We start from the raw sequence: 21,968 nt of genomic DNA, 5'->3' as shown, positions 1-21,968 counted from the left end.
CAAACTTACTCTTCCGATAAAAAATAGCCCATAAGCTCATGCCCTTTTTCAAATCGAACACCGTTTTTTTCTGCCATGACCTCATCGTATGTCAGATGGTCCTCTAATGCCCTACGACTGTCGTAGAGAACATAAGGAACAGGATCTGTTGTATGTGTCCTTATTTCCACCGGTGTAGGATGATCAGGCATAATTAATATTCTATATGGTTCTTTCATCTCTGTCAAACCCTTAACAATTGGTTTGACAACTTTTTCATCAATCAGCTCAATCGCCAGTATTTTGTTTTCTAGTTCACCTCTATGACCACATTCATCCGGTGCTTCAATATGTAAATATACAAAATCATGACCTGTCTTAAGTGCCTTTAAAGATGCATTGACTTTTCCTTCATAGTTTGTATGCAAGCTACCGTCTGCCCCTTCCACATCTATGGATGTCATTTCACTGGCAATGGCAATCCCTTTAAGTAAGTCAACCGCTGAAACCATGGCACCTTTTTTTCCATACTTTTCCATAAAAGATGTCAAACTGGGCTTTGTACCTTCCCCCCATATCCAGATACTATTGGCTTTATTAAGCTTTCTTTTAGCTCTATCTACATTAATAGGATGGTCGTTTAATATTGCATAGCTTTTTTTCTGCATCTCTAAAATGATATCGCTAAAGTCGCCTTTTGGTAAATGATCCTTAATTCGATTTTCTAAAATGTTATGAGGTGGTTCTAGTTCCACATTTAAAGAACCCTTTTTCCAAATAAGTGCATGCCTATAAGATATACCGGGATAGAATTTTCTAATGGTATCTGAGAAAACATGATCAATTGCAGCAATCAGCTCTCCTGCCTCTTCTGTTGTTATTTCTGAAGCACTATGATCCAGCATGATTTTATCTTCATAAGGTTCTTGTTCTGATAGGGTGACAAGATTACATCTGAAACAGATGTCGTCATCCTCCATACTAATCCCCATGCTAACTGCTTCAAGAGGGGATCTACCTGTATAGTATATTTCAGGGTTATAGCCCATTACCGATAAATTTGCAGTATCACTTCCAGGTGCCATTCCTTTTGGAATTGTATCTACAAGGGCGACCTCGCCCTGCATGGCTAAAGCATCTATGTTTGGCTTTTTTGCTACTTGTAGAGGTGTTTTGTTCCCTAATCTTTCTATAGGGCGATCTGCCATGCCATCTCCTAGAATGACTACATACTTCATCCTTATACCTACCTTTCTAAACGTATCATACTTTCAACTGATATGATGGCTTCATTGTTCTTTATTTTTTCTATATTCAAGGCAATATCGCCTTCCCTTATACTCTCTGTAATAAACCCTATTGAATTTGGATCTTCCTGGACTTGTACCCATTCAACATGATTAAAGATCTTTTTAATAAAGGCTCTTCCTTCTTTTTCTTGATGCATTTTTACTCTAATGAAATAATTGAAGTGCCCATCTGTCATTGGCATAAGCTTCATTTTTTTCATACTCCATTGGACGATGATGTTTTTCCCTTTATGTTTTGAAGCATCTATGATATCCGCAACAACCGCACTGGCTGTCGGCAATTTACCTGCGCCTGCTCCATAAAACATCACATCACCAATAACATTACCTTTGATTAATATAGCATTAAACACACCATGTACATTATTTAAAGGATGATTAGCCCCGATCAACATAGGCATAACGGCAAGGCACACTCGATCTCCTTCTTTTTTACATCTACCTAGAAGCTTGATGTCCATGCCCATAGCCTTCGCATAAACCATATCCTTTTGAGTGATTTTAGTAATACCTTCTGTATAGATATTTTCATAGTCCACATGCCACCCAAAAGCCAGTGAGGATAAAATAGCTATTTTTCTACAGGTGTCATGACCCTCAATGTCAGATTCCGGATTACGCTCTGCAAAACCCAAATCTTGAGCTTCTTTTAATGCTACATCAAAATCAAGGCCTTCATCTTTCATCTTAGATAAGATATAATTGGTTGTTCCGTTTAAAATGCCTTCTATCTCATAGATTTCATCGGCTGTTAATGATTGATTCAAAGGGCGTATAATAGGTATTCCGCCACCTACGCTGGCTTCAAAAAGAAAATTTACATGATATTTTTTCGCAATCTCAAGCAAATGAGGACCATGTTTTGCGACTAACTCTTTGTTTGATGTTACTACACTTTTTCCTTTTTCAAGAGCCTGTTTAACAAATGTATACGCCGGCTCTATACCACCCATGACTTCTACAACGATATCCACTTCATCATCTTGTAATATGTCCATATAGTTATGGGTTAACACATGCTCTATAGATGAACCCGGAAATTCTCTTAAATCCAAAACATATTTTAACTCTATCTCTGTTTCTGCTCTTCTATTAATACTGATTTGGTTGGTCTTGAGTACTTCAACTACACCTGATCCAACCGTACCATATCCCAAAATCGCTATTTTTGCCATTCTATCACTCCCTAGCTAATATCTTAACTTGATGAACACCTTCTGTCTCAATCAAATGATTGACCATATCTTGAACATCTCCCGTTGTCGGTAACACCTCTATGCTAAATGTAATATCCGCAACTCCATTGATTGGTATTGTTTGATGTATTGTAAGTATATTTGCTTGATACTTAGCTATACAGTTTAGTAGCAAGGACAAAAGACCGGGTTCGTCGTCTATCCTCATTCCTAGAGTTATAGCTCTGCCCCTTGAGTTCTCATAAAAAGGAAAAATGGTATCTTTATACTTATAAAAAGAACTTCTACTAATCCCTACAGCTTCAACTGCTTCTTGAACTGTCATAGCTTTTTCCTTTTCTAAATATTTCTTTGCTTGTACGACCTTTAAAAACACTTCCGGTAAAGCCTTCCTTTGTATAATATAAAAATTAGCTTGATCTGGCATGATACACCTCACTTCATCCAATTATGTTTTTACTGGAAATACATTTGTTTTTTATAGAAAGATAATACCATAGTTCAACTTGAGTTTCAACACTAAATATGTATATATTTGATTAAAGTGTCAAAACTCTATAGTTGAACTTTTACATACAATATATAGTTATGAGTGTATCAACGTAACCTATATGTTTTATGTAATTTAGAGAAAACTTAGTTTTGATACTTTAACAATATTTGATTAAAGTGTCAAAACTCTATAGTTGAACTTTTACATACAATATATAGTTATGAGTGTACTTTTCAAAAAAAAAGTTGCTCCATTTTATGGAACAACTCTTCTATCTATACTTCAGCTATAACTTCACCTAAGGATATTTTTTCTTCATCCGTTACCACAAGATCAATATCAATGAGAACAATCATACGCTGGTCTACTTTTGCTACTGATTTAATATATTTCCTATTAATACCTGCAACTATGGTTGGAGCAACCTCAATGACTTCTTCCTCAATCTGAAGAATCTCTTCCACTGAATCTACAACGAATCCTACTTTAATACCATTTGTGTTGACAACAATTATTTTTGTTTCATCATCATGAGGTTTGTCTGCTAAATTGAATTTTTTCCTCAAACTGAAAATAGGAAGTACTTCACCCCTTAGGTTGATCATGCCTTCTATGTACTCCGGTGCATTCGGTACTTTAACAACCTCTTGGTACTTTTCAATCCCATTTACCATCATAATATTTAAGCCATATTCTTCTTTGTCCAGTTTAAATACAACTTGTTGTAACGTAGCCATAAGTTTTCCTCCTTAGTTAAATGGTTTTCACTGCCATCCACTTCAAATATGCATTTATAAAATCATCTAGCTGCCCATCCATCACCGCACCGACATTACCCGTTTCTTGATTGGTACGATGGTCTTTAACCATATTATAAGGATGCATAACATAAGATCTTATTTGACTGCCCCATCCAATTTCTTTGGTTTCGCCACGAATATCCGTCATCTTTTCAAGTTGCTTTTGTCTTTCAACTTCAAATAGTTTAATCTTTAGCATTTGTAAGGCTTTATCTTTGTTCTTATGCTGTGATCTTTCATTTTGGCACTGTACAACAATACCTGTTGGCATATGGGTGATCCTAATGGCTGAGTCCGTCTTATTGATATGCTGACCACCTGCGCCACTTGCTCTGAATGTATCAATCCTAATATCATCCGAGTTGATTTCCACATCTATTTCCTCTTCAATATCCGGTATCACATCACAAGACGCAAAAGATGTATGACGTCTTCCGGAACTATCAAAAGGTGATATTCTAACCAATCTATGGACACCTTTTTCAGCTTTTAAATAGCCATATGCGTTTTCACCACCGACTTCGAAGGTTATGGATTTTATACCTGCTTCATCACCTGCAAGATAATCAATCACTTCCAGGCTATAGTTTTTTTGATTGGACCATCTTGTATACATTCTATAGAGCATTTCAACCCAATCACATGATTCAGTGCCACCTGCCCCTGCATGAAGAGATATAATCGCATTATTGTTATCATAGGGCCCTTTTAATAGTGTTGCTATTACCATAGCGTCGTAATCATTTATAAACGTCGCAACGAGTTCCTTTATTTCATTTAAAAGGTCCTCATCTGATTCTTCTTCTGCCATATCTATAAGTATATCAAGTTCTTCATAGTCTTGCAATATTTTCTTATAATCATCAATCTTGTTGTTTAGAACCTTAATGCTTTTTAAGACTTCTTGGGATTCTTCCGGATGATTCCAGAAGTCTTGTGCACTTGACTGTGCTTCTAACTCTTGTCTTTTATTCTCCGCGCCAGGGATGTCAAAGAGAAGCCCTCAGTTCTTCAAGTTTACTTTCATACCCTTTCAATTGCTGTCGAATTTGATCCAACTCAATCATTTTAACACCTCTTTTATTTTATTATGGCTCATCTTACCTGCCATGACATTGTTTGTATTTTTTACCACTTCCACATGGACATGGTTCGTTTCGTCCCACTTTTTTTTCAGCTCTTTTAATGGGCGCCGGTTTCGAGCTTTCACCTTTATTGGTACCTGTAATTTTCGCCACCTGCTCACGTTCTATCTTAACTTTGGCTCTAATAGAATACATGGCTCTAACGGTACTTTCTTGAATGCTTTCTATCATATCGTCAAACATCTCAAAACCGACAAACTTGTACTCTACCAAAGGGTCTCTTTGGCCATAAGCTCTCAAACCAATTCCTTGGCGCATTTGATCCATACTATCGATATGATCCATCCACTTCTGATCAATCGATCGTAACAAAACAACCCTTTCTGCTTCTCTTAATATTTCAATATCTTCAAATTCATCTTCTTTTGCTTTATATAGTTCATAAGCCTTATTCGTAATGAAGTCAATGAACTTTACACGATTCATACCATCTTTTTCATCATCCGTCATCTGAACATGATGTATAGGAATAATATTATGCATTTGCTCCATCATACCAGGTAGATCCCATTCATCCGGATGATCCATACCATTTGAGAACCCATTGACGATTCTTTTAATATTATCTGCAATCATGTTCATAATAACTTCACGCATGTTCTGACCATCTAGAACCTTACTACGTTCTTCATAGATGATTTCTCTTTGCTCATTCATGACCTGATCATAATCAAGCAAATGCTTTCTTATACCAAAGTTATTGCCCTCAACTTTTTTCTGTGCGTTTTCAATAGCGTTGGACAAGATACCCGCAGCAATTGGCTCACCTTCCGGTAAACCTAGTCGGCTAATGGTATTTTTAAAACGGTCAGAGCCAAACAGACGCATGAGATCATCATCCAGTGATAAATAGAACTTAGACTCTCCAGGATCACCTTGACGTCCTGAACGACCTCTTAACTGATTGTCGATTCGTCTTGATTCATGGCGCTCTGTACCTATGATTTTGAGACCGCCTGCTTCAATAACGCCCTGACCCAGTTTAATATCTGTACCACGACCGGCCATATTGGTTGCTATGGTAACCGCTTGATATTGACCGGCATTGGCTACTATCTCTGCCTCACGCTCATGAAACTTTGCATTCAAGACATTATGTCTTATGCCTGCCTTCTTTAACTCACGGCTTAACTCTTCGGAAGAATCAATGGTGACTGTACCTACAAGTACCGGTTGCCCCTTCTCATAGGATGCTTGTACATCACTTACGATAGCCTTGATTTTTTCTTCATGGGATCTATAAACTTCATCTGCATGGTCTATACGAACTATAGGTCTATTCGTAGGGATAACAATAACATCCATGCCATAAATTTCTCTAAACTCTTCTTCTTCCGTTAATGCCGTACCTGTCATACCTGATCTTTTTTTATAACGATTAAAATAATTTTGGAAGGTTATGGTTGCTAGGGTCTTGCTTTCACGTCTAACATCTACATCTTCTTTAGCTTCTATAGCTTGATGCAATCCATTAGAATAGCGTCTACCAGGCATTAATCGACCAGTAAACTCATCAACAATAACGATTTCACCTTCTTTTATTACGTAATTCTTGTCTTTAAACATGGTATAATTGGCTCTAAGTGCCAAGTTAATATGGTGTAATATCTCCATATTCTCCGGATCAGAGAGATTCTCTATTTGAAAATATGCTTCAACTTTTTTTACGCCTTCTGCTGTCAAAGTGACATTTTTTTCTTTTTCATCTAAAACAAAATCTCCGGTCTCTTCAACTTCTTCATTTAGTATGGCGCTTAGTTTTGAGACTTCACCTATGATTTCACCTTTTCTTAGTCTTTTTGATAACATATTAGCCTGTTGATAAAGATGTGTCGATTTACTACTGCTTCCCGATATGATCAATGGCGTTCTTGCCTCGTCAATTAATATGGAGTCAACTTCATCAATGATAGCATAGTTTAACTCTCTTTGAACCATATCTTTTTTATATATAACCATATTGTCTCTTAAGTAATCAAATCCAAATTCATTGTTTGTTCCATAAGTTATGTCAGCTTGATAAGCCGCATGTCGCTCTTCATTGGTAATACCGTTAATTAAAACACCAACTGTAAGACCCAAAAAATTAAAGATTTTACCCATTTCCTCAGCATCACGTGCTGCTAGATAATCATTTACGGTAACAATATGAACACCTTTTTGGGACAAAGCATTCAGATAGGCCGGTAAAGTGGCTGCCAGCGTCTTACCTTCACCTGTTTTCATCTCACCAATTCGACCTTGATGAAAAATAATACCACCGATAATCTGAGTTCTAAAGGCTTTTAAGCCAAGTACTCTATATCCGACTTCTCGAACCGTTGCAAAAGCCTCGGGCAAGATATCATCCAATGTTTCACCATTATCCAATCGCTTCTTTAGTATCTCTGTCATACCTTTCAAAGCATCATCCGACATACTTGCATAAGTTGAATCCATATTATCAATTTGATCCACAAAGGGCATGATTCTTTTTAATTCTCTTTCACTATGTGTTTTAAATATTTTTCTAATTAGTGACATTTTTTCACCTTCCAAGCCTAACTATCGTGTTTTTTTCATCTGAACTTTTGTATTATTGCATTACACAATTTTACCATTAACCCTTCGGTTATTCAACCTATTGTGTTTAATAATTCATTTAGTTCCCATTATGAGCTTATCCTATCCTATAGTTTTAAAAAAAGTATTAAAAAAAGTATTAAAAAAAGTCTTCCGGATTATACCGGAAGACTTTGAATCCTTTATTCTGGTGATATCAAACCAAATTGTCCGTCTTTTCTTTTATATACCACAGCAAGTTCCTCTGTGTCTCGATCTCTAAAAACAAAGAAACTATGTCCTAAAAGTTCCATTTCCATACAAGCTTCTTCTGCATCCATGGGCTTTATGGGGAATTTTTTGCTTCTAACAATTTTCATACCTTCATCATCTTCATAATCAGCTTGTGCAAATGCCGTTCTAAAGGTTCCATGATGGCGATGACGATTAATTAATTTTTTCTTATGTCTAAGCAATTGTCGCTCTAGCACATCTATTACAAGATCAATAGCTGCATACATGTTTTCAGCTTCTTCTTCGGCTCTAATGATGGTGCCCTTTAATGGCAAGGTGACTTCAATTATATGATTTTTCTTTAAAACACTCAAGGTAACTTGTACTTCAGTGTCTTCTGAAAAGTACTTTTCCAACTTACTGAGTTTATTAGTTGCCACTTCCCTTAATGCGTTGGTTATCTCGATATTTTTCCCACTTATTGTATAACGCATACGAACAACTCCTTTCAAACACGATAACGTGTTTTTACAATATTATAGCTTTTGCTATAATATTAATATTCTATATTTATTAGAGATATCCTTCTTTTTATTAGTTCTTTTTTTCTTTTAACCTGTTTAAAAAATGTCAGAATATTATGAGACCTTATTGAACACGCTTGTGGATAACTTGGTTTTTATTATTATTTTAACCGCTTTTACTTGTGGATAGTGTGTTCAACTCTGTGTACAACCCCATTTTTCAAGCATTTTTCAAGTTTTTTTTGTGGATAATGCTTTTGGGTTCACCATATTATGTCAACATACTAATCGAGTATATGTTACAGATATATCAATATTTGAACATTACATATCACCATTATGACTTCTTATTCCTACACGACTTGAAAAGACTCACCCCGTATTTTCATATCCTCGTCTAACTTCTCTAATCCTCAATTTATAATACTGTGCATAACCTTAAGGTATACGGAAGGGTTTTCATAGGACACGGATACGATACAATAATACCATAGTAAGCCAACACCGACTATGAAGTTCCTGGAGTGGTGTTAGCTACATAAGCAGGGTTACATGGATGTAACCGCCGACTTTTCCTACATGGATGTAGGAACAAGAGGCCGTTGTAGCTAATCCACGGAAGGGTTTTCATAGGACTATTGAAATAATACCAAAAAAAGTAGTAACCTTAGATTTGCATCCATGGCTACTACTTCTTTCTAAACATAATCTAAACTATTATGCTTTATCTTTTTGACTATAATGTGTATGTAATAAATCATGGGCCTTGTGTGACATTGGCTCTCCAAGATATTTATCATATAACTCCATTACCGCTTCATTTTCATGAGATTTTCTGATTGGCATGTCTTGATCAATCTGATAAATAGCATCCATACGTTTTTTGATGATGGATGAATCACCGTGATGGTAAGGTTGTCCTCCACCACCGATACAGCCACCAGGACAAGCCATAACTTCAATGGCATGGAAGTTTCTAGGGTTACCATTACGGATCTCAGTAAGTAATGCCTTCGCATTACCTAGTCCGTGAGCAATACCAATATTTAGCTTCAAACCATCAAAATCAACTTCTGCAGCACGTACACCTTCAAAGCCTCTTAATTGCTCAAAATCAATTTTCGGTAAAGGTTTCTTAACATGAACTTCGTATGCTGTTCTAAGTGCAGCTTCAATAACACCACCCGTAGAACCAAAGATTACACCTGCACCAGTAGAAACACCAAGTGGCTTATCAAATTCTGAGTCTTCAAGCTCGTCAATATCAATATTAACTTGTTCAATTAAATGCGCAAGCTCTCTGGTTGAGATTACAAGGTCTACATCCGGATTACCATCCACACTAAATTCAACTCTATCAGCTTCATATTTTTTAGCTAAACAAGGCATGACGGATACAACTACCAAATCCTTACGGTCAATCTTTAGGATATCTGCGTAATAGGATTTTGCTACAGCACCGAACATTTGTTGAGGTGATTTTGCTGAAGACGGAATATCAATTAAATCCGGGAATTGACTCTCAACAAAGTTAACCCATGCAGGACAGCATGATGTTAGTATTGGAAGTGGAACATCTTTTTCACCTGCTAGAAAACGTCCTAAACGTCCTAGAAGCTCTGTACCTTCTTCCATAATGGTTAAGTCTGCTGCAAAGTCAGTATCAAATACCTGATCAAATCCGATTTGCTTAAGGGCTGTCACCATTTTTCCTGTAATGATTGTTCCAGGAGCATGACCAAATTCTTCACCAAGGGCAACTCTAACTGCTGGTGCTACTTGAACGATAACGGTTTTTTCTGGATTCGCTAAAGCCTCAACAACTTTCCATGTATGGTCGTTTTCTGACAATGCGCCTACAGGACATACCGCTACACATTGACCACAATGGGTACAGACAGTTTCAGTCAATGGTAACTCAAAAGCAGGAGAAACTACGGCATTGAAACCTCTATTGATGCCTGATAAGGCGCCAACTTCTTGAACATTGTTACACATGGTTTCACATCTTCTACACATGATACATTTATCCATGTCTCGTATAATTGAGGTTGAATAATCCTTCTTATACGTTGACATTTCATTACCTGTAATATTTATGTCTCTAATTCCAATCATTTCAGCAAGATCTTGTAGTTCACACTCACCTGATTGAGAGCAAGTTAAACAATCTTTTGGATGATCAGACAGAATCAATTCTGTTACAGTCTTTCTTGTTTCAAGGACACGCATGGTATTTGTACGAACCACCATACCGTCAAGTGCAGGTGTTGCACATGAAGGTGCTAAATTGCCTCTACCTTCTACTTCAACCACACAAACACGACATGAAGCCGTTTGATTGACCATTTTTGTATCATGTAAATCTAAATGACATAAAGTGGGGATGGTTATTCCAAGTTTTTTGGCACCATCCAATATGGTGCTGCCTTTTGGAACAAAAACTTCTTTCCCGTCAATGACTATTCTAATATCTGACATTTGGTTTTGCCTCCTTCTCTCAATTATCGTTTTTCAATCGCAGCAAACTTACAAGTATCGTAACAAGCACCACACTTGATACATGTTTCCTGATCAATTACATGTAATTTCTTAACTTCACCAGAAATACAGTTAACAGGGCATACACGTGCACATGCTGTACAGCCGATACACTTATCTTCAAGAATGTAATAGCTTAATAGGGATGTACATTGTCCTGCTGGGCACTTTTTATCATTAATATGAGCCAAATACTCGTCATAGAATGCATCCAAAGTGGATAAAATTGGGTTAGGTGCTGTTTGTCCCAAACCACATAATGAGGCACTCTTAATTGTACGGCTAAGTCTTTTTAATTCATCAATATGTTTCATTTCGCCTTTACCATCTACAATGACTTCAAGAAGTTCATGTAAACGCTTAGTACCTACTCGGCATGGCGTACATTTTCCACATGATTCTTCAACAGTGAACTCTAGATAGAATTTGGCTATTGCCGGCATACAGTCATCTTCATCCATGACAATCATACCACCAGATCCCATCATTGAACCTGCTGCAATTAGATTATCAAAATCAATTGGGGTATCTAAGTCTTTTTCAGTCAAACAACCACCGGATGGTCCACCCGTTTGAACAGCCTTAAATTTCTTCCCGTCTTTTATGCCACCACCAATGTCATAAATAACTTCACGTAAGGTTGTGCCCATTGGAACCTCAATCAATCCAACGTTGTTAATTTTACCGGCTAATGCAAAAACTTTGGTTCCGGTAGATCGCTCTGTTCCGATTCTGGAATACCAATCTGCACCTTTTAATAAGATGGCCGGCACATTAGCAAAGGTTTCAACGTTATTTACATTCGTTGGTTTACCCCAGTAACCAGATTCAGCTGGGAATGGTGGTTTTGTAGTTGGCTCTCCACGTTCACCTTCCATTGAGTGAATCAATGCTGTTTCTTCTCCACATACGAATGCACCTGCACCGTAAGTCAATTCAATGTCAAACTCAAAGCCTGTTCCCATGATGTCTTGTCCTAGAAGACCATAATCTCTTGCATCACTAATGGCTTTTTCAAGACGTTTAATTGCTAAAGGGTACTCCGCTCGAATATAGACGCGACCCTGCGATGCGCCTATTGCATAACCGCATATTGCCATTGCTTCAATAACTGAATGTGGGTCACCTTCAAGAATTGAACGGTCCATAAAAGCACCTGGATCACCTTCATCCGCATTACAAATAACATATTTTTGGTCTGCATCATAACCTGCTGCAAATTGCCATTTAAGACCTGTAGGGAAACCGCCACCCCCACGGCCACGTAAACCGGAGTCTTTAATTACATCAATAACATCTTCCGGTGTCATTTCTGTTAATGCTCTACCAATAGCTTGGTAACCATCTCTTGCTATATAATCATCAATAACATCCGGATCGATTAAACCACAGTTTCTAAGAGCAATACGCATTTGTTTTTTGTAGAAATCCATATCCTTAGAGTCTGAAATGATTTCTTTTGTGTCCGGATTGACATAAAGCAATCTTTCAACTTTTCTACCCTTAACACAATGTTCAGCAACCAATTCTTCTGCATCTTCCGGTACAACTTGTACATAAAATGTATTATCAGGTAATATTTTAACGACAGGTCCCTTTTCGCAGAAACCAAAGCAACCGGTTGTCAAAACTTGAACTTCATCACTAATATTGTTTGCTACAATAGCTTTTTCCAGATTCGTTACAATACCGTCTGCTTCGGCGGATTTACATCCTGTACCACCGCAAACCAGCATTTGCATTTTATAGTTAGCCATTTTTTAACCTCCTAACCTATTTTATTCAATTGTTTTATGAGTTTGTGGTATGATACCGTCTACTAAAGTACCTTCAACTATATGCTTTTCTATGATTTCCAGTGCCTTTTTTTGATCAACATTGCCATAGACCACACCGTCTTGACCCGGTAGAACAACTTCTATAGTTGGCTCTGCATAACAATAACCCATACATCCTGTTTGCGTGACAACAACATTTTCTACACCTTTTGCCGCACACTCATCTATGATATAGGTCATGATTTCTCTTGCTCCTGAAGCAATACCGCAAGTAGCCATGGCTACTCTCACTTTTACCAAGTTATCACTGTTTTCACCTTTTTCTCTTAAGGCTACTTGAGATTGAACATCCTCTTTGATCTTCTTTAGATCTGCAAATGATTTTATTTTTGCCATTTGAATGCCTCCTTTATGATTTAGTAGTTGCTGATGATTTTTTTAACGTCTTCTACGGTTACACGGCCATATACTTTTTCCCCTACCAATACAACCGGTGCAAGTCCGCAAGCACCTACACAACGTAAAGCATCTAATGAAAACTTACCGTCTGCAGTGGTTTCGCCTACCTTAATACCCAGTTCTTTAATAAATGCATCTTGCACCTTCTCTGCGCCTCTTACATAACAAGCCGTTCCCATACAAATTGCGATTGGATTTTCCCCTTTTGGTTCCATCGTGAAGTATGAGTAGAAACTTACAACGCCAAAAACTTTAGCCGTTGATAAATCCAACTTTTTGGCTATGAATTTCTGCACTTCCTGTGGTAAAAATCCGAAAATACCTTGCGCCTTATGTAAGACACGAATAAGTTCGCCTTTTGTGGAAGGCATTGAATCAATATACTGTTCTAATTCATTAAATTTTTCAACAGTTAATTCAGTGTTAACAGCCATAATTTACCTCCTTAAGTATAATATTAAATAAAGTTATCTGTGTTACACTACATTTAAACTAAATCTGCTTTTTACAATATAGTTAAATCATTAACAATCTTGATAGTAGAAAAATGCAGATTATGTCTCTATATTATTTTGAAGGTTTACTTCAAATAATAGTTCCATTAGGGGATTTTAGTTTTGTCAGTATCGCTTTAAGTGTTTTTTCTGATACATCGATGGTCTTTTTGCAACTACCTATATAGCCTAAATCGTGTGCATCTGAGTTCTGTATAACTTGATGATTTGGATATTCTTTTATATAGGATTCTATTGCATTGTGTCTAGAAATCTCTAAAGTCGGAAAATCAATGTTCTCAGGCATCATACCTAAGTTTGAGATAATACTATAGCTTGGTCGGTCTATGTGGGCCGGTATACACACCCCGTCATGATCAAGACATACCTGCACCACTTGCTCAAGGGATAAATCACATGCAAACGAAAGCAATCGATTGTTGGTTCCTATCGGATCATCCTCATCATTAAAGAGTATTTGTTCACCGAATATTTTACGATTATTCGGCCTATTGGGTAAGTGGCTATATACAATAGCTTGAACCTTTTGTACTTGGTCAAGTGTTGGAAAAAGACAGACAAGATGGACTTCCTCTCTTGATTCTATCTCCATACCAGGTATGACAATCAAATCGGATTTTAATGCAACCTTCATGACAGCTTCCACATTCTCACAGGTATTATGATCTGTTATAGCTATTACATCTACACCACATAACTTTGACATGTTAACGATATTATTGGGTGTCATGTCTTCATGACCACAGGGTGATAACGCCGTATGAATATGTAAATCGTAAGAAATTTTCATAAGACCTCTCACTTTTCGTTAAATTATTGTCAATTTGAGCATAACACAGTTAATTATAGCAGATTATATATATACTGTAAACAAATTTATCTATTTTTTTAATGAATAAAACCCTTATAAATCAAGGTTTTATTCACTAAAACGGGATTGATTTTTATTATCATTTACAATCAAACTTATCTTACTTATATCGTATTCATTTCTTCTCAAAATCTATATGCTTTTTTAAAACTTTTTTTAAAAATTGTCCCGTGTATGACGTATCAATCTCAGCAACTTCTTCCGGTGTTCCAATAGCAACAATGCTTCCTCCTCGATCGCCACCTTCTGGCCCTAGGTCAATAACATAATCTGTTGTTTTAATTACATCTAAATTATGTTCTATGACAATCACCGTATTACCGGAATCTACTAAAGATTGAAGGATTTTAATGAGTTTGTGGACATCTGCAAAATGTAGTCCTGTTGTTGGTTCATCTAATATATAGACTGTTTTACCTGTACTTCTTTTACTCAACTCTGTCGCTAATTTTACTCTTTGAGCTTCTCCACCGGATAGAGTTGTAGAGGGTTGCCCTAATTTGATATAGGATAATCCTACATCATTAAGGCAGTCTAATTTTCTTCTGACTTTTGGTATATGTTCGAAAAAATGTATCGCATCTTCAACCGTCATATCTAAGACTTCTGAGATGTTTTTCCCTTTATATTTGATTTCTAAGGTTTCTCTATTGTATCTTTTACCATGACACACTTCACAAGGTACATAAATATCCGGAAGAAAATGCATTTCTATCTTATTGATACCGTCACCCCGACAAGCTTCACAACGTCCACCCTTCACATTGAAACTAAACCTACCTTTTTGATAACCTTTCATTTTGGCATCAACGGTTTTTGCAAATATATCTCGAATTGGATCAAATAGTCCTGTGTAAGTTGCCGGATTAGACCTAGGCGTTCTTCCAATTGGAGATTGATCAATATCGATGACTTTATCAAGGTATTCAAGGCCTTCAATATCTTCATGCTTACCCGGTTTCATTTTAGCTCTATTTAGATCTCTTGCTAATCGCTTATAGAGAATTTCATTAATAAAGGAGCTTTTACCCGAGCCGGAAACGCCTGTTACTGCTGTTAATATCCCAAGAGGTATGCTAATATCAATATTTTTCAGATTATTTTCAGATGCACCCTTCACGATTAGCCAATTATCACCTACCGGACGTCTTTTTTTAGGTACAGCTATTTTTCTTCTCCCACTTAAGTAAGCACCCGTTATAGATTCTTTGTGGGCCATAATCTCCTCAGCCGTTCCAACTGCAACAATCTCTCCACCATGGACACCGGCTTTAGGGCCAATATCTACAACGCAATCCGCTTCAAACATGGTATCTTCATCATGCTCTACAACAATTAAAGTATTTCCCAAATCCCTTAGATGCTTTAATGTAGCCAGTAATCTAACATTGTCTCTCTGATGAAGGCCAATGGAAGGCTCGTCGAGAATATAAACAACACCTACTAATCCTGATCCTATTTGGGTCGCTAATCGAATACGTTGAGCTTCACCTCCAGATAAAGTACCTGCCGATCTGGACAAGGAGAGATAATCTAAACCGACATCCATTAGGAATTTTATACGCGCACCAATTTCTTTTAAAATCTGATCACCTATCATATGTTGTCGCTCTGACAAAGGAAGATTTTCCATAAACGCTTTAACATCATTGATGGACATTTCAGTTACTTCCGATATGTTTAGTTTCCCTAATTTGACCGCCAAAGAAGCCGGTCTCAGTCTTGCACCATGACAACTTGGGCAATCATTATTTGTCATAAGGCTTTGATACTCTTGACGCATATATTCTGATGTTGTTTCCTTATAACGACGCTCCAAACTGTTTAGAATTCCTTCGAAAGCAGTATCGTATGCGCCTTCACCATGATTATGGGCATAAACAACACGTACTTTTTCATTCCCGGTACCGTATAGAATAATGTCCTGGATTTTTTTATCTAAAACCTCAAAGGGTGTCTTTAAACTAAATCTATACTCTAAAGATAGGGCTCTAAATATGCTGCTCACATGACTGTCTTCATTAGAGGCTGATGACCACCCAGGTGCTTTAATGGCGCCTTCGTCAATTGATAGGCTTCCATCCGGTATAACAAGATCTTTATCAAATTCCATCGTAAAACCTAACCCATGACACTCAGGACAGGCTCCAAATGGGTTGTTAAAAGAAAACATTCTTGGTTCAATTTCATCAAAGCTAATATGCCCATCAGGGCAAGCAAAGTTCTGATTGAAATTAATGGCTTCTTCGCCAATGACGTCTATACGCAAGCTTCCACCTGTAATATGCATGACTGTTTCAATAGAATCTGTCAATCGTTTACCAATGGTCGGTTTAACAACTAATCTGTCTACTACAACATCGATATCATGCTTTTTGTTCTTGTCCAGTGCTATTTCTTCTGATAAATCGTAAAGATTACCATCAACAAGCACCCTAACATAACCACTTTTTCTAGCTTGATCCAGTATTTTTTGATGTTGTCCTTTTTTTCCTCTTACTACAGGTGCTAAGAGTTGGATTTTTTTGCCTTCTTCCAATTGTAGAATCTGATCTACGATCTGATCAATGGTTTGCTTCTTTATTTCTTTGCCACAGGTTGGACAATATGGAATGCCGATGCGTGCAAATAACAATCTGAAGTAGTCATATATCTCAGTTACTGTACCAACAGTGGACCTAGGGTTTCTACTGGTTGTTTTTTGGTCAATGGATATAGCGGGCGATAACCCTTCTATGCTATCCACGTCCGGTTTTTCCATCTGTCCTAAAAATTGTCTGGCATAGGATGATAATGACTCCACATAGCGCCTCTGACCTTCTGCATACAGGGTATCAAATGCTAGAGAAGATTTACCGGAGCCGCTAAGACCAGTGAAAACAATCATTTTATCTCTTGGAATGGTTAAATTAACATTTTTTAAATTGTGCTCACGTGCACCTTTAATGACTATATTATGACTTGACATGGTTTCACCTCTGTGATTAATCTCTAATATGTAGTTGTTTTTTTAGTATAAGTAGTTCATCTCTAAGTAATGCTGCCTTTTCAAATTGAAGGTCTGCTGCCGCTGTCTTCATCTCTTTTGATAATTTTGTTATTAATACTTCAAGTTCAAAGCGGTCCATAGATTCCGGATCTTTTTTTAATGTATAACTGCCTTTTTCTTCAGCAGCCTTTGATATTCTAATAATATCCCTGACTGCTTTTATAATAGATTCAGGTGTGATACCATGCGCTTCATTGTATGCTTTTTGTATGCCACGCCTTCGATTGGTTTCATCTATAGCTAAGGACATTGAACGGGTTATTTTATCTGCATACATAATTACCCGTCCTTCAGCGTTACGAGCTGCACGTCCAATCGTCTGGACCAATGCGGTCTCAGATCTAAGAAACCCTTCTTTATCTGCATCTACGATTGCTACAAGGGAAACTTCCGGTATGTCTAGACCTTCCCTTAAGAGATTGATTCCGATAAGCACATCAAAAACATCTAAGCGCAAGTCTCTTATAATCTCCATGCGCTCTAGTGTTTTTATGTCACTATGGAGGTATCTTACTTTTACGCCCATTTCTTTCATGTAGTCCGTCAGATTTTCCGACATCTTTTTAGTTAAAGTGGTCACCAAAATCTTACCTTTAGCTTCTGTTACCTTATGGACTTCATGAATTAGATCATCAATTTGGCCTTTTACAGGACGTATCTCAACCACAGGATCTAACAAACCCGTGGGTCGTATAATCTGCTCAGCGTATGATTGTTGAACCACTTTTTCATAAGGCCCCGGTGTTGCAGAAACAAAGAGAACTTGATTTATTTTTGACTCGAATTCGGTGAAATTTAATGGTCGGTTGTCTTTTGCTGAAGGAAGTCTAAAGCCATATTCTACTAATGTACTTTTTCTTGCTTGGTCACCTGCATACATACCTCGGATTTGAGGAATTGACATGTGGGACTCATCTATCATCAATAGAAAGTCTTTAGGAAAATAATCTATTAATGTATGTGGTGGTTCGCCTTCTTTTAGTCCAGTTAAATGTCTTGAATAATTCTCTATACCTGAACAGAATCCTGTTTCTTTCATCATCTCTATATCAAAGTTGGTTCTCTGAGCTATACGTTGAGCTTCTAGAAGCTTATCCTCTTCATTAAAAGCTTGCACAACTTCTAGCATTTCTTTCTCTATTGCTTCAATGGCTGTATTTAGTTTTTCTTCGCCAATTACATAATGAGATGCGGGAAAAATAAGTAAATGTTCTAACTCCCTAAGTACTTCGCCTGTTAAAACATTGATTTCGAGTAGTCGATCAATCTCATCTCCAAAGAATTCAATTCTTAAAGCAACATCTGTTATGGCTGCCGGAATAACCTCTACCACATCGCCTCTTACTCTAAATGTGCCTCTTTGAAAGTCTATATCATTGCGATCGTATTGAATCTCAATAAGCTTTTTTAGGATGTCATCTCTTTCCTTCAACATACCTTTTCTTAGTGATATAACCATCTTTCCATAATCTATAGGACTTCCAAGTCCATATATACACGATACACTTGCAATAATGATGACATCATCTCTTTCTGCTAAAGCTGCCGTTGCTGAATGCCGTAGTCTATCAATTTCTTCATTGATTGAACTGTCTTTTTCAATAAATGTATCTGTATGTGCAACATAGGCTTCAGGTTGATAATAGTCATAATAGCTTACAAAATATTCTACTGCATTATGCGGGAAAAACTCTTTAAACTCACTGTAAAGTTGGGCAGCCAGGGTCTTATTATGGGCCATGATTAAGGTAGGCTTTCCTATTTTTTGAATAACATTGGCCATCGTAAAAGTTTTTCCGGAACCTGTAACCCCAAGTAATGTTTCAAATTTGTTATTTTTTTCGAACCCTTTTACAAGAGCTTCAATGGCATCCGGCTGATCCCCTGTAGGTTGAAAGTCAGAAACCAAATCAAATTTCGCCATAATGACACCTCGTTTCAATATATATTTCATTCCGCATTTACTAACCCTTCAACGATATCTTTTTGACCTTTTACCCAAATATTATATCATATAAACCTCAAAAAGCAAACGTATGTTCTGTTGCGCGGAAGATTTTTTTATTCTTTTATCATGTCCATAATTGTATCAATTGCCACATCCAACTGGGGATCCCAATCGTCCGGCACCCTTGCATTTTCTTCTAATTCAGGTATTTCCGCTACAACATCCGGTTCAATCCCCACACCTTGGATGTAATGACCGTCTGCTGTGAAGTATTTGGCAACCGTCACTTTTAACACAGATCCATCACTAAGTATGACCGGTTGCTGTACCAATCCTTTCCCAAAAGTGGTTGTACCTACGATGACACCTCTCTCATGATCTTTGATTGCACCAGCTAGTATTTCTGAAGCACTGGCACTAGACTGATTGACTAAGACTACCAGTGGCTTTTTAAATTGTCTTTCCTCATCTGAATATACCGTTGCTTTGTTTCCCTCTTTATCCTCCGTATAATAGATTACACCTTTTGGTAAAAGTTCATCCGCAATAGCCGCTACCACATGAGTTAATCCACCACCGTTGTACCTTAAATCAATAATCATGCCTTCTTGATTCTGAGCTTCCAGTTCAAGAAATGCTTCCATAAATTGTGCTTCTGTAACCCTATCAAATCCACCTATTCTTAAATAACCTATCTTATTTTCCAACATTTCGTGACTAACTGTTGGGACAACAATCTCATCTCTGACTACTGAATACTCTAATACTTCATCATTTCGCCTCACCTTAATAACCACCGTTGTTCCCTTTTCACCTTTTATCAATTTGACTAATTCTTCTGTTGTCATACCGGACACATCCACACCATCAACAGAAATAAAACGGTCCATGGCTTTAAGGCCCGCCTTTTCACTTGGAGAACCTACCATTGGAGCAATAATTAATAGCTCCTCTTTAGTTTCACCAAAGCCTACATAGGCGCCTATGCCCTCATAGGTCCCATCAATATCTTCTGTAAAACTCTTGAATTCATCTTTAGAAAAATATACAGTATAAGGATCACCGACACCATCAACAAAACCTTTATAGGCCTCTTTAAACATAATATCAGGGTCTATATCCTCATGATAATACATATTTAATTTTTCTAAGATGTCTTCAAACTTTTCATCTTGACTTTTATATTCACTTTCAATTAAGCCTAATCCTGCTGATTTTGTTAAATCCAGTAGCGACTGCACGCCAAAGTATAAAGCGCCTACTAGTAGTGAAATGCTAATACCAGTACCCAATCCAATCCAAAAACTTTTTTTACTTTTCATTTCTGTCTCCTTAATTCACCTATTCATGTTATGTTATGTATTATAGCATCTGTTTATGTCAATTCAAAATCAATATTATAAATAGAAAGACCATCTTCAAATGAGATGGTCTTTCTCGATTTTTATCACTTTACATAAAGCATGGGATCCACCCATTCCCCATGTATCTGTATACCAAAATGTAGATGATTACCTGTTGACCAGCCTGTTGAACCAATCTCGGCAATCTTCTCACCTCTTGTAACCGCCTGTCCTGTTGTTACTAGAAGCTTAGAACAATGGGCATATATAGTGGCATAACCACTACCATGGTCAATAATAATATAGTTACCATAAGAACTACTGTACTTAGACAGTATGACCACACCTTTTTCAGCTGCTGTTATGGGTATGCCACCGGGTGCGGCAATATCTATACCGTTATGCATTCTTGTCGTTTTGAAAATCGGATGAACCCTAGGCCCAAAGGGTGAAGATATTCTATACCAACCCGGAACAGGCCATTCCATTTTCCCTCCCTTATAGACTAAAGTACTACGCCTAATGAGCTCTTTTATTTCTGCATCAACAGCTTTCTCAGCTTTCTCTAACTCAATCATCATATTTTCATAGACTTTTTGGTCTTCTGAGTAATTGGCAACTTCTTGATTCTTTGTAAGAATCTTGTCCTCAAGCTGAATCTTCTTAAGGTTTGTTTCAGCAGACATATGGCTAAGTTGAACTTCTTCTGCCTTAAGTTTAGCTTCTTTCTCTGTTATTGATACTTCAATATCCTCTAGGTTTTTAAATAGTTTATTGTCAAACTCCAACAATCGATTTATGTACTCCAATCGGTTAAAAAAGTCTACCATATCCTTAGAGGCAAATAAAACTTCTAAATAGCCTGAATTACCATACTCATACATAACCTTGATTCTATCTTTAGCCTGTTCATTGAGTATGTCTTTTTCCTGCTTGATGTTATTGAGTTCAATCAGTGTATCTTCTATTTCTATATGTTTGGTTTCTATCTGACGATTAAGATCATTCAGAAGGAATTCAGTATCCAATATATCCACTTCAATCTTTTCTATAGACTGAAGGGCCACCTTTAGCTCTGTCTTTGTGTTTGCCAAATTCTTTTGGACTGTCTCAAACTCTTTTTCTATGTTTTCTTTTTTCTTTTCTAACTCTTCCATCTTAGAGCCATGAACATGGGTTCCAAGTATTAGGCTCATCATCAGCAAGGCTAAGACTAGAAATTTTTTCTTCAAAATACACCGC

16 protein-coding genes are annotated in these 21,968 nt (G+C 37.1%); all 16 read right to left on the bottom strand.

Going from position 1 to position 21,968, the window contains the following annotated elements; genetic code table 11:
- Positions 1 to 5: 5 nt before the first annotated feature.
- Positions 6 to 1,217, bottom strand: coding sequence for a cofactor-independent phosphoglycerate mutase (locus P0N36_RS00730; protein ID WP_275840784.1), 1,212 nt, complete (start codon positions 1,215 to 1,217; stop codon positions 6 to 8).
- A gap of 8 nt (positions 1,218 to 1,225) precedes the next feature.
- Entirely contained in the window at positions 1,226 to 2,464 is a 1,239-nt protein-coding gene (locus P0N36_RS00725) for a homoserine dehydrogenase (protein ID WP_275840783.1), read from the bottom strand.
- A gap of 4 nt (positions 2,465 to 2,468) precedes the next feature.
- Positions 2,469 to 2,912, bottom strand: coding sequence for an ACT domain-containing protein (locus tag P0N36_RS00720; RefSeq protein WP_275840782.1), 444 nt, complete (start codon positions 2,910 to 2,912; stop codon positions 2,469 to 2,471).
- Positions 2,913 to 3,253: 341 nt separating this feature from the next.
- Positions 3,254 to 3,715: a chemotaxis protein CheW gene (locus tag P0N36_RS00715; RefSeq protein ID WP_275840780.1), complete on the bottom strand. Its 462-nt coding sequence runs from the start codon at positions 3,713 to 3,715 to the stop codon at positions 3,254 to 3,256.
- Between the two features lie 16 nt (positions 3,716 to 3,731).
- Positions 3,732 to 4,845 (bottom strand): peptide chain release factor 2 gene (gene prfB / locus P0N36_RS00710; RefSeq protein WP_275840779.1). Its coding sequence is split into 2 segments (ribosomal slippage): positions 3,732 to 4,769 and positions 4,771 to 4,845, totalling 1,113 coding nucleotides; the frame shifts between segments, so codons are not numbered across the junction.
- Between the two features lie 33 nt (positions 4,846 to 4,878).
- Positions 4,879 to 7,446, bottom strand: a complete 2,568-nt coding sequence (secA, locus tag P0N36_RS00705) for a preprotein translocase subunit SecA (protein WP_275840777.1) — start codon at positions 7,444 to 7,446, stop codon at positions 4,879 to 4,881.
- A gap of 221 nt (positions 7,447 to 7,667) precedes the next feature.
- Positions 7,668 to 8,192 (bottom strand): ribosome hibernation-promoting factor, HPF/YfiA family, encoded by a 525-nt coding sequence (gene hpf, locus P0N36_RS00700; protein ID WP_275840776.1) that lies wholly within the window; start codon positions 8,190 to 8,192, stop codon positions 7,668 to 7,670.
- A gap of 747 nt (positions 8,193 to 8,939) precedes the next feature.
- Positions 8,940 to 10,703: an NADH-dependent [FeFe] hydrogenase, group A6 gene (locus P0N36_RS00695; protein WP_275840775.1), complete on the bottom strand. Its 1,764-nt coding sequence runs from the start codon at positions 10,701 to 10,703 to the stop codon at positions 8,940 to 8,942.
- Positions 10,704 to 10,726: 23 nt separating this feature from the next.
- Positions 10,727 to 12,520, bottom strand: coding sequence for an NADH-quinone oxidoreductase subunit NuoF (locus P0N36_RS00690; RefSeq protein WP_275840774.1), 1,794 nt, complete (start codon positions 12,518 to 12,520; stop codon positions 10,727 to 10,729).
- Positions 12,521 to 12,541: 21 nt separating this feature from the next.
- Complete coding sequence (locus P0N36_RS00685; RefSeq protein WP_275840773.1) at positions 12,542 to 12,937, bottom strand: (2Fe-2S) ferredoxin domain-containing protein; 396 nt, start codon at positions 12,935 to 12,937, stop codon at positions 12,542 to 12,544.
- A 20-nt stretch (positions 12,938 to 12,957) separates the two neighbouring features.
- On the bottom strand, positions 12,958 to 13,434 hold the full coding sequence (locus P0N36_RS00680; RefSeq protein WP_275840772.1) for an NADH-quinone oxidoreductase subunit NuoE family protein: 477 nt from the start codon (positions 13,432 to 13,434) through the stop codon (positions 12,958 to 12,960).
- A gap of 151 nt (positions 13,435 to 13,585) precedes the next feature.
- Entirely contained in the window at positions 13,586 to 14,305 is a 720-nt protein-coding gene (locus P0N36_RS00675; RefSeq protein ID WP_275840771.1) for a PHP domain-containing protein, read from the bottom strand.
- Between the two features lie 196 nt (positions 14,306 to 14,501).
- A complete protein-coding gene (gene uvrA, locus P0N36_RS00670; RefSeq protein ID WP_275840770.1) occupies positions 14,502 to 17,354 on the bottom strand; it encodes an excinuclease ABC subunit UvrA in 2,853 nt (950 codons plus the stop codon).
- Positions 17,355 to 17,370: 16 nt separating this feature from the next.
- Positions 17,371 to 19,359 carry an excinuclease ABC subunit UvrB gene (gene uvrB, locus P0N36_RS00665; protein ID WP_275840769.1) on the bottom strand — a complete coding sequence of 663 codons (1,989 nt, stop codon included), beginning with the start codon at positions 19,357 to 19,359 and terminating at the stop codon, positions 17,371 to 17,373.
- Between the two features lie 137 nt (positions 19,360 to 19,496).
- The gene (locus P0N36_RS00660; RefSeq protein WP_275840768.1) at positions 19,497 to 20,705 is read right to left on the bottom strand and encodes a S41 family peptidase; all 1,209 of its coding nucleotides are present in this window, start codon (positions 20,703 to 20,705) and stop codon (positions 19,497 to 19,499) included.
- A gap of 125 nt (positions 20,706 to 20,830) precedes the next feature.
- A complete protein-coding gene (locus P0N36_RS00655) occupies positions 20,831 to 21,958 on the bottom strand; it encodes a murein hydrolase activator EnvC family protein (protein ID WP_275840767.1) in 1,128 nt (375 codons plus the stop codon).
- Positions 21,959 to 21,968: the final 10 nt, after the last annotated feature.

The organism is Petrocella sp. FN5 (assembly GCF_029210395.1).
Lineage (GTDB): Bacteria > Bacillota > Clostridia > Lachnospirales > Vallitaleaceae > Petrocella.
This window is presented reverse-complemented; position numbering and strand designations above follow the sequence as displayed.